This window comes from Paraburkholderia hayleyella (assembly GCF_009455685.1).
In the GTDB taxonomy this organism is placed as follows: Bacteria; Pseudomonadota; Gammaproteobacteria; order Burkholderiales; family Burkholderiaceae; genus Paraburkholderia; species Paraburkholderia hayleyella.
The window spans coordinates 1,046,284-1,061,650 of the sequence record NZ_QPES01000001.1 but is presented as its reverse complement, the minus strand read 5'-3'; the positions used below and the strand labels follow the sequence as shown (position 1 = coordinate 1,061,650).

Sequence of the window (15,367 nt, the reverse complement as noted above, 5' to 3'; positions counted from 1 at the left end):
TAACAGGAAACTGACAGCGGCACCCGGCGCTCACTGCTCATTGTTCACCGCATGCTTATCGCACCGGCTTAATCATCCTGCGGGCATTTGAGATTACAGCCGTCTGGATCGCCCAGATCACCCTTGCGGCGTCGAGCCGAGGGCGCGCCATGCTGGTACTTCGCCGAAGGAGCCGAGGCCGCAAAAGGCAGCTGCGGATGCGCCTGCAGACGGAACTCCTCTTGCAGGATACCGCCGGGCACACCAGGCGTATTTTGTGCCAGTGCGATTGAACTTGCGCCGAAAAGCGCACCGGTTGCCGCCACAGCGGCGCATGCATGGATCAGTTTCATGTCGTTCGATACGGCGTACAACCGTGCCATGAAGGTGAAATAGAAGGCGTAGAGCGTACCTCAATCGGCTGCCGCACGCAGCCGGTGCTTTTTGGGTCTGCTCCATCCGCACGGTTTGCAGTACGGTTTGCAGTACGGTTTGCAGCAGTTGCCAGACACCTCATCACCCCCTCACCCCACGCCCGCCAGCCCGGCCTCGCACGTCACTAGCGCCCCGCAGTCATGCGGCTCATAACCCGCCAGTTGCGCCACGCTGTGCCGGAACGCTGCCGCGCGCATCACCTCCCGCACCTTCGCCAGCGCACCGTGCGCCAGCGCATCGCGCTCGCAGGCGAAGTAATAATCCTCGTCGACAATCGGAATAAAACCGAGGCCGAAGTGATGCGCCGCGGGCTCCACGCCAAACCCCACATCCGCCATGCCGCTGGCTACGAACGCGGCAATCGCCGAATGCGTCAGTTCGGTCGAGGCATAAGCATTGACCTGCGCCGGATCAATGCCGGCATGCCGCAAGGCAAGATCGAGCAGCATCCGGGTGCCCGATCCCGGCTGGCGGTTCACAAAACGGATATCCTGGCGCGCGAGGTCTTCCAGCCCGCTCACGCCTTTGGGATTGCCTGGCGCCAGAAACAGCCCCTGTTTGCGCCGCGTGAGATGAATCAGCACATGACGTTGCGGGTCTAGCCAGCGCCAGCAGGTTGCAGCGCACGCGGCGCGAAATTCGCCGCGTGGCAGATGAAACCCCGCGAGATCACATTCGCCGCGCGCCAGCGCGGTGACCGCGTCGACGCTATCGCGGTATTTGATGTCGAGCGGAACCCCCTGCGCGCTCAGGGCACTCACCAGTGCCGCCACCGCATAACCATGCGACGCGTGTATCCGGACTTCGGCCCCAAGTGCTTGCAGGGGTTGAACACAGCGGTTCAGATCAGCCGCGACTTCATGGGCCAGGGTCTGCAGACCGCCATCCAGCCGTTCGTGCGCTAGCCGCTGTGCACGCAACACCGCGGCCCCCAGCGCGGAGAGTACCGAGCCGCGCCCGCGGGTTTTTTCGATCAGCGGGGCGCCCAGAGACGCCTCGATTTCACGCAGCACACCCCACGCATGCCGGTAGGACAAACCCTTAAGCACCGCCGCTTGCGCGATGCTGCCGGTTTCTTCGACCAGCATCAGCAGCGGGATGAGATCGGTCAGGCTGGCCGTGTCGCCGTGCTCGCCACGCACCAGCAGGTGTACGGCGCATTCGATCTGGATCATATATGTTGAATGAGTTCCTATTGCGCAAGCCGCTCCGGCCGCCTATCTTTCGCTCTAATTGCCGTCAATAACTGCATTCAATCAACAAAAACAGCGCAGCGCACATTATGCACAAAAATGCATATAGAAACGCTGGAGGAACCCCACGTTGACCGAAACCCCTGTCCTTGCCACGTCATCCGTATCTGCCGTGGAACTGGTGCGGCGTCATGCGCAGCCTGGCCGCTCATTGCTAGCCGTCTTGCACGCCATTCAGGATGAAACCGGCTATGTGCCACCCAGCGCCGTCGCGCCGCTGGCACAGGCGCTCAACCTGTCGCGCGCCGAAGTGCATGGCGTGCTGACCTACTATCACCACTTCCGCACGCAACCGCCCCCGGCCCTCACGATCCAGCTATGCCGCGCCGAAGCATGTCGCAGCATGGGGGTCGAAGCGCTCTCGGCGCATATCGAAGCCTGCACCGGCCAGCGCTTCGACACTTCGGGCAATCCAGCGTTGGGCCTTGAATCGGTCTACTGCCTCGGCCAGTGCGCGCTGGCGCCGGCCATGACCCTCAACGGCACGCTGCACGCCAAAGTCACCGCACAAAAATTCACCGCGCTGCTCGCCGCTGAGCGCGACAGCGCACCGCACACCGGAGAGGGCGCATGACACGCGTCTATCTTCCCCGCGATTCATCCGCGCTGGCGCTCGGCGCGGATGCCCTCGCGGCCACGCTCGTCCGCGAAGCCGCGCGGCGTGGCATGCCACTCGATCTGGTACGCAATGGCTCGCGCGGGCTGCTCTGGCTCGAACCGCTGCTCGAAGTCGTCACGCCAGGCGGGCGCATCGGTTACGCCAACCTCGAAGCCGATGACATCGGCGCGCTGTTCGACGCCGGTTTTCTGACAGGCGGCGCGCATCCGCGCTGCGTCGGCGTGGTCGACGACTTGCCCTATTTAAAGCAGCAGCAGCGGCTCACTTTCGCGCGCATCGGCCTCACCGATCCGCTCTCGCTCGACGACTATCTGGCACACGAGGGCCTGAACGGCCTGAAACAGGCGCTCGCCATGGATGGCAAGGCCGCCTGTGAAGCCCTGATCGAATCGGGTTTGCGTGGCCGCGGCGGCGCAGCGTTCCCCACGGGCATCAAATGGCGCACCGTGCGCGAGGCGACGGCGGCACAAAAATACATCGTCTGCAATGCCGATGAAGGCGACTCCGGCACGTTCTCCGATCGCCTCATCATGGAAAGCGATCCGTTCGCGCTGATCGAAGGCATGGTGATCGCGGGGGTCGTCACCGGCGCAACGCGGGGTTACCTCTACGTGCGCAGCGAATATCCCCACGCCATCGCCACCCTCGAAGCCGCGCTCGCCCAGGCCCGCGCGGCAGGCTGGCTCGGCGAGCGCGTGCTGGGTTCGGCGCACCACTTCGAGTTGCAGGTAGCCAAAGGCGCGGGCGCTTACGTGTGCGGCGAAGAAACCGCACTGCTCGAATCGCTCGAAGGCAAGCGCGGCATCGTCCGCGCCAAGCCGCCGGTACCTGCGCTGGTGGGCCTGCATGGACAACCCACCGTCATCAACAACGTCATCACCCTCGCCACGGTGCCGGTCATCTTTGCGCGCGGCGCGGCGTTTTACCGCGATTTCGGCATGGGCCGCTCGCGTGGCACGCTGCCGTTTCAGCTTGCGGGCAACGTGCGCCAGGGCGGGCTGGTCGAACGGGCTTTCGGCGTCACCTTGCGCGAACTGCTTTTTACCTATGGCGGCGGCAGCGCCAGCGGGCGGCCCATACGCGCAGTTCAGGTCGGCGGCCCGCTAGGCACCTATGTGCCGCCAGCGCAGTGGGACATTCCGCTCGATTACGAGGCCTATGGCGCAATCGGTGCGGTGGTTGGCCACGGCGGCATTGTGGTTCACGACGATACGGCCGATCTCGCCGAGCTTGCCCAATACGCAATGCATTTTTGCGCGCTCGAATCCTGCGGCAAATGCACCCCATGCCGCATCGGCTCGACGCGCGGCGTCGAAGTCATCGCACGGATTCGCCAGGGCGACACCTCTGCCCGTCAGGTGCAACTCTTGCGCGACCTGTGCGACACGATGATGGCAGGCTCGCTGTGCGCCATGGGCGGCATGACGCCTTATCCGGTGCTCTCGGCACTCGAACACTATCCCGAAGATTTCGGTCTCGATGCTGCGGCCCGCACCGCATCCGGCACATCACCTGACGCCGCAGCCGCCTGACCCTGGAGCCCCGCATGTCCGATACCTTTCCCACCTCCGCTCCCGGCGCGTGCGGTTCTGCCGCGTGCGCCTGCCGCAGCACGGCGCGCGCGCCCTTCGACACAACCGATTACGGCACCCCACCGCGCGAAGGCGCAACTGGCATCACACTCGAGATCGACGGCCATTGCGTGAGCGTCGCGGCCGGCACCTCGGTGATGCGCGCGGCAATCGAAGCCGGGGTGAATGTGCCCAGGCTGTGCGCCACCGATTCACTCGAACCGTTCGGCTCGTGCCGTCTATGTCTGGTCGAAATCGAAGGCAAGCGCGGTTATCCCGCATCCTGCACGACGCCCGTCGAAGCCGGCATGAAAGTGCGCACCCAGAGCGAGCGTCTACAGGCGCTGCGGCGCAACGTGATGGAGCTCTACATTTCCGATCACCCGCTCGACTGCCTGACCTGTCCGGCCAATGGCGATTGCGAACTGCAGGACATGGCAGGCGTGACCGGGCTGCGCGAAGTGCGTTATGGCTTCGGCGGCGCGAACCATCTGCAGGCACAGAAAGACGAATCCAATCCGTACTTCACCTACGATCCCGCGAAGTGCATCGTCTGCAACCGTTGCGTGCGCGCCTGCGAAGAAACCCAGGGGACCTTCGCACTCACCATCGCCGGACGAGGTTTTGAATCACGCGTTGCAGCCAGCGAAAACCAGCCGTTCATGGAGTCCGAATGCGTCTCCTGTGGCGCATGCGTGGCGGCTTGCCCCACCGCCACGCTGCAGGAAAAAAGCATCGTGATGCTCGGGCAGGCCGAACATTCGGTCGTCACCACCTGTGCTTACTGCGGCGTGGGCTGCGCCTTCGAAGCGCAGATGAAAGGCAGCCAGGTCGTGCGCATGGTGCCGCACAAAAACGGCCAGGCCAATGAAGGCCACGCCTGTGTGAAGGGCCGCTTTGCCTGGGGCTATGCCACGCACCGGGACCGCATCACAAAACCCATGATTCGCGCGAAAATCACCGACCCCTGGCGCGAAGTCAGCTGGGACGAGGCCCTGGGCCACGCGGCCAGCGAGTTCCGCCGCATTCAGGCCAGACACGGACGCGATTCGATTGGCGGCATCACCTCCTCGCGCTGCACCAACGAAGAGACCTGGCTCGTGCAAAAGCTTGTGCGCGCCGCGTTTGGCAACAACAACGTCGATACCTGCGCTCGCGTCTGTCATTCGCCGACAGGCTATGGCCTCAAAACCACACTCGGCGAATCCGCGGGCACACAGACCTTCGCCTCTGTCGAAAAGGCCGACGTCATCATGGTGATCGGTGCGAATCCCACGGATGGCCATCCGGTTTTCGCCTCCCGCCTGAAGCGCCGGGTGCGCCAGGGCGCGAAGCTGATCGTGATCGACCCGCGCCGGATCGATCTGGTCGAGAGCCCGCATGTGCAGGCGTCACACCATCTGCAACTGCGGCCCGGCACCAACGTCGCCATCGTCAATGCCCTCGCTCATGTGATCGTGACTGAAGGCCTGCTGGACGAAGCGTTTATCGCCCGCCGCTGCGAGCCGCGCGCCTTCGCTGACTGGCGCGCCTTCGCCGCGCGGCCCGAAAACGCCCCCGAAGCCACGGCCGGCCTCACCGGCGTGAGTGCCCAGCAGGTGCGCGCGGCGGCCCGGCTCTACGCCACGGGCGGCAATGCGGCGATCTACTACGGCCTGGGGGTCACCGAACATGCCCAGGGCTCGACCATGGTGATGGGCATCGCCAACCTGGCGATGGCAACAGGCAATCTCGGGCGCGAAGGCGTGGGCGTCAACCCGTTGCGCGGCCAGAACAACGTGCAAGGTTCGTGCGACATGGGCTCGTTTCCCCACGAGCTGCCCGGCTATCGCCACATCGGCGATGCAGCCACCCGCGCGTTATTCGAAGATGCCTGGCAGGCCACGATTCAACCCGAGCCGGGCTTGCGCATTCCGAACATGTTCGATGCGGCGCTGCATGGCAGCTTCCTCGGCCTGTATTGCCAGGGCGAAGACATCGTGCAGTCCGATCCCAATACGCATCACGTGGCCGCGGCGCTCTCGGCCATGGAATGCCTCGTCGTGCAGGATATTTTCCTGAACGAAACCGCGAAGTACGCGCATGTATTTTTACCGGGCGCGTCGTTTCTTGAGAAAGACGGCACCTTCACCAACGCGGAGCGCCGCATTTCGCGCGTGCGCCGCGTGATGCCGCCTCTCGCGGGCCTGGCCGACTGGGAAGTCACATTGCGGCTGGCACGCGCGCTCGGTTATGAGATGGATTACGCTCACCCCAGCGCGATCATGGCTGAGATCGCACGCCTCACGCCGAGCTTTCAGGGCGTCTCGTATGCGAAGCTCGACGCGCTCGGCAGCCTGCAATGGCCCTGCAATGACAGCGCGCCGCAAGGCACGCCCACGATGCACATCGACACTTTCGCACGCGGCCTCGGCAAGTTTGTCATCACCCAGTTCATCGCCTCGCCCGAAAAAATCACGCGGCGCTTTCCGCTGCTGCTGACGACCGGGCGCATCCTGTCGCAGTACAACGTCGGGGCACAGACGCGCCGCACCGAAAACTCCCGCTGGCACGACGAAGACCGACTCGAGTTGCATCCCCACGATGCCGCAGAACGCGGCATCAAAAACAACGACTGGGTAGGCATCGAATCACGCGCGGGTTACACCGTGCTGCGCGCGAAGCTCACGGAGCGCATGCAGCCAGGGGTGGTCTATACGACGTTTCATTTTCCTGAATCAGGCGCGAATGTGATCACCACCGATAGCTCCGACTGGGCCACCAACTGCCCGGAATACAAGGTCACCGCTGTGCAGGTGATGCCGGTCGAACAGCCCTCGCAATGGCAACGGGATTATTCACGCTTCAATACCGAACAGTTGGGCTTGCTGCGCCTCGCGCAAACAGAGCCTGATGGACACGAAACCGCGGATGAGCGTCATGAATGAAGACAACCTGATCGGCATGGCGAACCAGATCGGCGATTTTTTCGCCTCGCTGCCCGGGCACGACGAAGCGCTCGAGGGCATTGCCGATCATATTCGCCGCTTCTGGGAGCCGCGCATGCGGCGCGCCTTGCTCGCCACGCTGGACCTGCCGGAACACGCGGCCGCGCTCTCCGGCCCCGTGCGTGAGGCGCTGCTGAAGTACCGGGCCGAACTGACACCGGCCGCCTGAATCAGACGCCCATCACGGCATACGGCATCACGTGCCGATCATGTGCCGATCATGTGCCCATCATGTGCCCATCACGTGCGGGATCAGCCCGCGGCGGGCAGCGGGGCCGCGAACCATGCTTCGCTATGGCGCAACAGGGCCTCCAGATCATCGCCCAGGTGGCCGCGCGCGCACACATAACCATCGGGACGCAACAAATAGAACGCCGGACGCGTCTGGCCGTAAGCCTGCGTCAAGGACGGCACGCCCTCTTCCAGCCCATCCGTCACGCACCAGACTCGCAACGCTCCGGACAACCGCTGCGAGAGTTCGCCGCTCTGGCGCTGCCATGTAGCCTCCATGGCAGCGCCAGCGGATGTGGTAAAGGCCCCCTCGGACACCTCCTCCGGCGTTGGCGCCAGCAGCAGCCAGAGCGAGAAGAACGCCGGATCGTGCAGCTCATACAGGCGGCCATGTCCCGGCGCGGTGCCGAGCGGCCCATCAAGGACATGCACCATGGCATCGGGTGCGCGTTCGCCAGCGCGTGGGCCGCCATCGAGCGCTCGCTCCAGCGTCAACGGACTGCGCCGATACTGCACCGAGAGCTCGCTCACCTCCTCGCATGCGGCATCGCGCAAAGGCCCAATGCCCGCCAGCACCGGCATCACGTATTCGCGCAGCAGCTTGAGCAGGCCATGGTCAGCCTGCGCCATCTGCGTGACAAAACTGCTCTGGCGCAGCACATCGCGCGCGACCGGATGGCGCTCGGCATGGAATGTATCGAGCAAGGCATCGGGCGCACCACCCGCCAGCACACGCGCGAGTTTCCAGCCCAGGTTGAATGCTTCCTGGATCCCGGTGTTCATGCCTTGCGCGCCCGCAGGGCTATGCACGTGCGCGGCATCGCCCACCAGAAACACCCGTCCAGCACGCATCTGCGTGACCATGCGGCTATTCACGCGGAAATACGACGACCACGTCATCGCCGTCAGATGCACCTGGGCGCCCATGCGCTCGGCAACCAGCGTACGGCATGCATCGAACGAGGGCCCGCCCGTGGCGTTAGCCGCCTCGGCCGCGCTCACGGCCTCGGGGGCATCCGCGCTCGAGGCATGAGGCAAATCGGCAATCAATCGGTACTGCCCCGCGCCCAGCGGAAACAACCCCGCCAGCCCCGCCACCGCAAACAGATGCAACTCGTTATCTGGCCATTCGGTATGGCCTTGCACATCCGCGAGCAAAAACCTCTGCTCGAAGGTCTTGCCCTCAAAACCCATCCCCAGCCGATGCCGGATTGCGCTATGCGCGCCGTCCGCCGCGACCAGACAAGCCGGGTGCAACGTCTCATCATGCCGCCCCGCGCATTGCAGCGTGGCACTCAGGCCCGCCGCACCCTGGGTGAACTCAATCAGCTCCACACCGCGCTCGACCTCGACTCCGAGCGTGGCCAGATGCGCCGTCAAGATATGCTCGGTGAGGGTTTGATCGAGGAACAGCAGATAGGGATAGCGAGTGGCTAACGATTCGAAATCGAACCGCGCGAGGCGCTGTCCCTGCGAATACAGATTGGCGGCATACACCCGGTGGCCGAGTTCGAGAAAGGGTTCGACAGCGCGATGCTGTTCGAGCAGCTCCAGCGTGCGCGCCTGGATGCCGATGGCACGCGAATGCGTCGCGGGCTCGCGGAGCTTGTCGATCAGGCGCACAGGAATGCGCGCGCGGGCCAGACTCATCGCGGCAGCCAGCCCAACAGGGCCGGCGCCCACCACCAGCACAGTCGGAAGAGCGGAAGTCATGACCATGGAACGCTCCTGAAAGTGGCAGGTGGCTTGCAGCTCCAAGCGCCTGCCAAACACACGCCATGCCCGGGCATAGACGTGCCAAATGGTTCGGAAGGCACGAGACAGCCACCCGCGTCAAGCTTGCCGCGTGAAGCATACCGCCGATTCATCCCCCTATCCAGAGACTCACGGAGAGGCCCACGGAGAAACCACCGCCGAGGCCCATGCACATGCCCGCACAGGCTTCCATGCGAACACCCCTGCCGAGTATGGGAAAATGCACGCTTCAGTTGCCCTTCCGCCGCTCCCTCCTTTCCTGGCATTGCGCCCTTCATGGAACACGCTTTCAATCAGGCTTACGCTGCGCACCACAATGGCCGTCTTGAGGAGGCCGCACGCGGCTACCGCACGCTCCTCGACAGCTATCCACTCCATGTCGATGCCTTGCATATGCTGGGCGTGCTGCATCATCAGCAGGGCCAGCACAGCAAAGCCGCCGATCTGGTGCGCCGCGCCGCCGACCTGCGGCCCGGCGATGCCGCACTGCAACTGAACCTCGGCAATGCACTCAAGGCGATGGGGCAGCTGGATGGCGCGATCGAGTGCTTTCGCAACGCGCTCACGCTCGCCCCGACCTTCGTGCTGGCGCATTACAACCTCGGTAATGCTTACGCAGCGGCCGAACGCCACGAAGATGCTGTCGATGCCTTCCAGAAAGCGCTCCGCCTGCAACCGGACGACGTCTCTTCGCACAACAACCTCGGCAATGCCTTGCACGCGCTCGGACAGCATGAAGAAGCCGCCGCCGCATTGCGTCGCGCCCTGGAGCTGCAGCCACAGCATGCCGGCGCACACAACAATCTCGGCATGGCGCTGAATGCGCTGGGCGAATCCGCCAAAGCCACCGAGCATTTCCGCTCAGCACTGGCGCTTCAGCCACAGTTCGTCGCCGCGCATTTCAATCTGGCCAATACGCTCGATGCAACCGGACGCCACGATGAAGCCATCCACGCTTTCGAAGCCGTTCTCGCCTTGCAGCCCAACTTGCCGCTCGCACTCACCGGCCTGGGCAACGCGCTGGCGGCGCTAGGGCAGCACTCGCAGGCCCGGCCGCACTTCGAACGGGCGGTGGGCTTCGATCCGCACCTGGCCCCCGGCTGGTTCGGCCTCGGCACCACCCATCAGGCGCTCGGCGCCCCCGCCGCCGCTGTGCGCGCCTTCGATCAGGCCTTGCGCCTGCGGCCCGATCTGGCTGCCGCGTATCTCAACCGGGCCCTGGCCCGGCTCACGCAGGGCGACTTCGCACGCGGCTTGCCCGATTACGAATGGCGTCTCAAACTGCTCGCGGATGATCCCGCGCCGCCGCTGCCACGCTGGTACGGCGAACCGCTCGCACCGCACCACACCTTGCTGATTCAGGCCGAACAGGGCTTCGGCGATACGCTGCAATTCGTCCGTTTTGTCCCGCTCGCCGCACAGCGCGCCGCACGTGTGATCCTTGCCGTGCAGCGCGAACTGCTGCCGCTACTCGCGCCTGCCGCGCGTAACTGGCGGATCACGCTGGTCGCGCTGGATACCCCTCGCATCGTCGCCGATCTGTACTGCCCGTTACTGAGCCTGCCCCTCGCACTCGGCACCACCTTCGAGACGATTCCGCCACGCACCGCTCATCTGAGCGTGCCGCCCAGTTACCAACGCAAATGGCGCGGCTCACTGGGCGGCCAGTCGCGGCGCAAGATCGGCCTTGCGTGGTCGGGCCGCATCCAGCGCCAGGAAACCCGCTCACTGCCGCTCGCCGCGCTTGAGCCGCTCTTCGCCCTCAAGGGCATCGACTGGATCGTGTTGCAACCCGATCTCAGCCCAGCCGAACACGCCGCACTCACGGCCCATCCGCACGCCGCGTCGATCCACCGTCTGCACGAGAAAATTCACGATTTCGCGGATACGGCCGCCATCATCGAACGGCTCGACGGTGTGGTGTCGGTGGATACAGCGATTGCCCACCTCACAGGCGCGCTGCGTATCCCGCTGTGGCTCATGCTGCCGTTCGCCGCTGACTGGCGCTGGTTCACCGGCACGGCCCGCAGCCCGTGGTATGGCAGCGCGCGGCTTGTGCGCCAACCCCATCCCGGCGCCTGGGCCGAAGTCATCGAAACCGTGGCCCGCGAACTACAACACACGTAAGCGGATTGGCGGATTCATAAAAAAAGCCCCGCACCGTTTCATTCGATATGAATAAAGCGGTGCAGGGCCTGATTCGAACCCGTCTTGAACCCGTCTCGAACCTGTATCAAAGGTGAAGACATCAGGACGCAACCGCCGTTGCGTCCCGCGATGGGCTACTCGCTGCGGGCGACTGTACTGCCCGCGCGGTGCTAGGCCATGCGGTACTGATTGCGCGCCTCCGGCGTGCGATACAGCCAGAGCGTTGCAATCAGGCCGCACAGCGCTGCCGCACTCAACCACAATCCCGGAGCAGCCTTATTGCCTGTGGTGTGGATCAGCAGCGTCGAGATCGCTGGCGTAAATCCGCCGACGGTCGTCGCCAGGCTATACGCCAGCGAAAACCCTGCGGTGCGCACTTCCACGGGCATGACCTCGGTCAAGGCGACGACCATTGCGCCGTTATAGCTGCCGTAGAGAAACGACAGCCAGAGCTCGACTGCCAGCAGACGTTCAAACGACGGTTCAGCCACCAGCCACAGCACAGCGGGATAAGCCGTCAGTAACGTCAGCACAGTAAAGCAGAGCAACACCGGACGCCGCCCGATGCGATCCGACAGCGCCCCCGACAGCGGCAGCCAGATCAGGTTTGACAGCCCCACACACACCGTGACCACCAGCGTATCGAGCGCCGAGAGCTTCAGCACTTCCTTGCCAAAGGTCGGTGTGTACGCGGTGATCATGTAAAACGACACGGTCGTCATGATGACCATACCCATGCCGCCTAACACCACGCGCCAGTTCTGCACCATGGACTGCATGATCTCGCCCATGCCTGGACGATGCTTGCGGGCAAGAAATTCATCGGTTTCTTTCAGCGAGCGGCGAATCAGAAACAGGAACGGCACGATCAAACAGCCAATCAGAAACGGCACGCGCCAGCCCCAGGCACTCATCTGCTCGACGGGCAGCAGTTGGCTGAGCAATACGCCGATCAGCGCGGCGAACACCACCGCGACTTGCTGGCTACCCGATTGCCAGGCGCAGTAAAAGCCCTTGTGGCCTTTGGTGGCCATTTCCGACAGATAAACCGAGACCCCGCCCAGCTCGACTCCCGCCGAGAACCCCTGCAACAGCCGTCCAAGGAGTACCAGCACCGGCGCGAGCACCCCGATCGTGGCGTAGCCGGGAATCGCCGCGACCGTGAGCGTGCCGAGCGCCATCAGCCCAAGCGTAAGAATCAGCCCTTTGCGGCGGCCATGGTGATCAATATAGGCACCCAGCACGATTGCCCCTAACGGGCGCATCAGAAAACCCGCGCCGAATACCGATAAAGACAGCATCAGCGAGACAAATTGATTACCGCTGGGAAAATAAGTGCGGGCAATGGCTGAAGCGTAATAGCCATAAACCATGAAATCGTACATTTCGAGAAAGTTACCGCTAACGACACGGAATACTGTCCGGACTTTCGATTCATTTGGAGACACGTGGGAGACGGTGGACATAGCGCTCTCGATTAGGACGGGCACGCGGCAAAGCACGCGCTTAAACGAAGGGGACAGCGGATAAATAACCAGTAAGGAACCCGCAAGAACGGAAAAAAGCCAGACATCGGATTCAATGCAGCCTCATCACTTCTTCAGGGCAGCGAAGCCCAGCGGCTGGCTGGGGAGGAAAACTGACAGTGCATGCATTTTCATGAAAACGCCAACGTGTAAAGCAAAAGACATTTCCATGAATCGAGGCTGGGGAAAAAGGAACCAGCGATGTTGCCAATGACAATGCCGACGACATTGTGTCGCTTATTAAATACAAATCCCTTTCACAAATTCGCTTTAATCGCACACTCTCATCTGTCTCAATTTAATATCGTTCGGACCGATGCTAAAATCCCCTCGCAGTCATGACTTCGTAACCGATATCTGTGTCGAATACTGATATATACGCATACGCTTTTAGACTTTCAGAGCAATCTGATCGTCTGTTTCCCTGAGCAGCACGGTATTATTACGGCGCTCCCGATGGCTTCACCCTGACCCACCCGGATAACGAGCGCATCCTCGCCTTGTCTGCCGGCGTTTTTTGTCAACATCTGCCCCCCGAGGCCACAAGACCCAACAAGGCGCTGCGAAGAGACCGATGTCGACAACTGTCCCTCTTACCCTGATTGAAGGCAACATGGCGCTGCCGCGGCTGCGCCCACTCGAACTTATCCCTGTGCCATTCGGTCAGGAGTGGTCGCTTCTGCCACCCAACATCAGCTTTCGCACCGAGCTCAAAGCGCTCTACGCCGCGATGCTGCACACCTTTTGCATCGAATCCGGCTCGGTGCATGCGATGTGCCAGTGGGGCCCATCAGGAAATGACGCTACGTCTGCTGCCGCATCTGCTGCTATTGCGGCCGAAGCACCGCCCACGCCCATCATCGTGCCGCTGGCGAAACCAGAAGCCGCGTCCACCATGGCATCGGCCGTGCCAGCCAGCATGCCGCCGCCCTCCACTCGCCGTCATGTGATCGCAGGCAGTGTCTGCGCGCTGAGTGGCGTCGCCCTGCTAGGGTGGCTCGCACTGAGCCATTCGCCAACGTCGAAAACCGTGCTGGATACGCCAGCGTCCGACACCGTGCCGTCCGCCACAACCGGTCAGCCAGAAAGCCATGCCGACAGAATGTCGGGATCTGTCGTGACCGCCCAGGCGCTTCCAGCGCCCGCCTCGGCGTCGACCCAAACGGCCAAAGCGGCCAAAGCGGCCGCGCCAGGCAAATCCGTATTGCCATTGGCCCCAACCACAACGGTTGCTGTCGCTCCCGCGCCGGTCTCGCCGTTAACGCCAACGGCTCCAGAGGCAACGCAACATCCCGCGCAACCACAATCGCAACCATTAACTCAGGCCAAGGCTGCACAGCTCGCCAAACCTCGCTCAACACACGCCAGCAACCGCGTCAAAAAAAGCGCCACGCTGGCCGAACAACCGTCATTCCGCACAGACACGAGAGCGGCCACCCGGATGGCCGCCCGTGCCCCACACCATACAGACAAAACGCGTGGAAAAACCCGTCACGATTACTACGACGACACCTACCTCGCGGCGCCACACAAGATTCATCGGAATGCCAATGTCGCGCGCTGGGATGTCATACCCGACGTCACAGATTCCGCGTATATCCCACCGCGAGCCATGCGTCATGCCGAGGCCACTTCCACTTATTCGGCAGCCGGCCCGTATTCGCCTCCGCCCCCCGCGCCATTGATGACAAACTCTTATCCGTCAGTCGCGCTCTCCGCGAATACCCAGGCGAGCTCCCCCCCTCCGCCGCTGCCACGCACCAACACGGGAGCGGCCGCCCGTGCGCCTTCCGGGGCTGCTGGCAGCGACTGGATGCAAAGCATTTCCCAACGCCGTGTGACCGAAATTCCAGACCAGTTTGCGAAGTAATCACGTGCCGGCTCAAATTCCGGGCTTCCGCGGCTTCCACTCTCACAACGGTTTGAACATAAAAAAACAGCCTGGCAAATTGAATTTGCCAGGCTGTTTTTTTTAAGCTAACGCTATTAATCGTGAAAGCGCGAAAGCGTGAAAGCGCGTCGTGAAAGCGCGGTGAATCCGAATCAGGATTCGGCCACCAAGCCAGAAGGCCCGCGGCTCAACGCGGCATAGGCAAACCGGCTTCGGTCTGACGCTGCAGCACCTGCACCTCGCGCTGCAACTGGCGCAACTGGCCTTGTGCCTTTTCTTTCTCAACACTCAGCGCCACCGCCTGACCTTGTACCTGACGCTGGTAATCGCTCACCTTCGCCTGCTGCGTGCGTGCAACCGAAATATCCGCCTGCAAGCGGCGCGCACGATCTTCCGACAATGCAATCACCCGCTCAATAAATGCTTTTTGTGCCTGCAACTGGGTGCGGCGAATCTCGACCTCCGCCAGTTGCCCCGTTTGCCGCACGAAACCGTCATAAATCGCCTCGGCACGTCCTTCGTCCTGTGATTTGATCACGCGCCAAAAATGCTTGTCCTGGAATAATGCGGCGTAATACGTCATTTCCTGGGGATAGAAAAACAGGCTCGCACCATAACTGCCGTTATAGGTTGTACGTAATTCGACCAGATTTGAATTGTGAATCAGTTGCATCAGCTCAGCGACATCGCCCTGCGCGCCATTAGAGCCTTCTGCAAGCGGTACCGCCGATGTGGTGGGCTGTGGCGTCATGCTTCCCATAGCAGGACGGGTGCCAACCATGGGAATGGTATCGGCGTCTTGTGCGGCGGCAACGCCGCCCTGCAACATCGCGCACGCGGTTGCACACAGCATGACGCGTCGCAGAAGAGAAGGTAAAGGGTACTTCATACGTGCAATGCTCCCTGCGAATCCCAAACAGTTCCGGATTATCACCCGAATTTGCAATCGCGCGAAACTTTCACGTGCCTCAC

The 15,367-nt window shown here is 62.7% G+C and carries 11 protein-coding genes; 6 read left to right on the top strand and 5 right to left on the bottom strand.

From position 1 onward, the window contains the following. Positions 1 to 68: 68 nt before the first annotated feature. Positions 69 to 332 (bottom strand): hypothetical protein, encoded by a 264-nt coding sequence (locus GH657_RS04880; RefSeq protein ID WP_153099674.1) that lies wholly within the window; start codon positions 330 to 332, stop codon positions 69 to 71. Between the two features lie 171 nt (positions 333 to 503). Next, on the bottom strand, positions 504 to 1,589 hold the full coding sequence (locus tag GH657_RS04875) for a substrate-binding domain-containing protein (RefSeq protein ID WP_153099673.1): 1,086 nt from the start codon (positions 1,587 to 1,589) through the stop codon (positions 504 to 506). 148 nt (positions 1,590 to 1,737) lie between these two features. Here GH657_RS04875 and GH657_RS04870 point away from each other — a divergent pair, with 148 nt between their 5' ends. Genes GH657_RS04870 through GH657_RS04855 form a run of 4 tightly spaced genes read left to right on the top strand, consistent with a single transcriptional unit; the run spans position 1,738 to position 7,013 of the window. Continuing rightward, positions 1,738 to 2,241, top strand: a complete 504-nt coding sequence (locus GH657_RS04870) for an NAD(P)H-dependent oxidoreductase subunit E (protein ID WP_153099672.1) — start codon at positions 1,738 to 1,740, stop codon at positions 2,239 to 2,241. Then, a complete protein-coding gene (locus GH657_RS04865) occupies positions 2,238 to 3,818 on the top strand; it encodes a formate dehydrogenase beta subunit (protein ID WP_153099671.1) in 1,581 nt (526 codons plus the stop codon). The genes GH657_RS04870 and GH657_RS04865 overlap by 4 nt, the downstream gene beginning before the upstream one ends. Before the next feature lie 14 nt (positions 3,819 to 3,832). Further along, the gene (gene fdhF, locus GH657_RS04860) at positions 3,833 to 6,784 is read left to right on the top strand and encodes a formate dehydrogenase subunit alpha (RefSeq protein ID WP_153099670.1); all 2,952 of its coding nucleotides are present in this window, start codon (positions 3,833 to 3,835) and stop codon (positions 6,782 to 6,784) included. After that, a complete protein-coding gene (locus tag GH657_RS04855; RefSeq protein ID WP_153101643.1) occupies positions 6,777 to 7,013 on the top strand; it encodes a formate dehydrogenase subunit delta in 237 nt (78 codons plus the stop codon). Before fdhF ends, GH657_RS04855 begins: the two co-directional genes overlap by 8 nt. 83 nt (positions 7,014 to 7,096) lie before the next feature. On the opposite strand, the gene GH657_RS04850 is transcribed toward GH657_RS04855, so the two are convergent. Next, complete coding sequence (locus tag GH657_RS04850) at positions 7,097 to 8,788, bottom strand: FAD-dependent monooxygenase (RefSeq protein ID WP_153099669.1); 1,692 nt, start codon at positions 8,786 to 8,788, stop codon at positions 7,097 to 7,099. Between the two features lie 318 nt (positions 8,789 to 9,106). Between GH657_RS04850 and GH657_RS04845 the strand changes: the two genes are divergently transcribed. Next, complete coding sequence (locus tag GH657_RS04845; RefSeq protein WP_153099668.1) at positions 9,107 to 10,957, top strand: tetratricopeptide repeat protein; 1,851 nt, start codon at positions 9,107 to 9,109, stop codon at positions 10,955 to 10,957. Between the two features lie 191 nt (positions 10,958 to 11,148). On the opposite strand, the gene tcuC is transcribed toward GH657_RS04845, so the two are convergent. Further along, positions 11,149 to 12,444: an MFS transporter gene (gene tcuC, locus GH657_RS04840; RefSeq protein ID WP_153099667.1), complete on the bottom strand. Its 1,296-nt coding sequence runs from the start codon at positions 12,442 to 12,444 to the stop codon at positions 11,149 to 11,151. A 634-nt stretch (positions 12,445 to 13,078) separates the two neighbouring features. Between tcuC and GH657_RS04835 the strand changes: the two genes are divergently transcribed. Further along, positions 13,079 to 14,374 (top strand): hypothetical protein, encoded by a 1,296-nt coding sequence (locus GH657_RS04835; RefSeq protein ID WP_153099666.1) that lies wholly within the window; start codon positions 13,079 to 13,081, stop codon positions 14,372 to 14,374. Positions 14,375 to 14,582: 208 nt separating this feature from the next. Here the strand turns inward: GH657_RS04835 and GH657_RS04830 are convergent, their stop codons facing one another. Further along, positions 14,583 to 15,284 (bottom strand): DUF2968 domain-containing protein, encoded by a 702-nt coding sequence (locus tag GH657_RS04830; protein ID WP_153099665.1) that lies wholly within the window; start codon positions 15,282 to 15,284, stop codon positions 14,583 to 14,585. Positions 15,285 to 15,367: the final 83 nt, after the last annotated feature.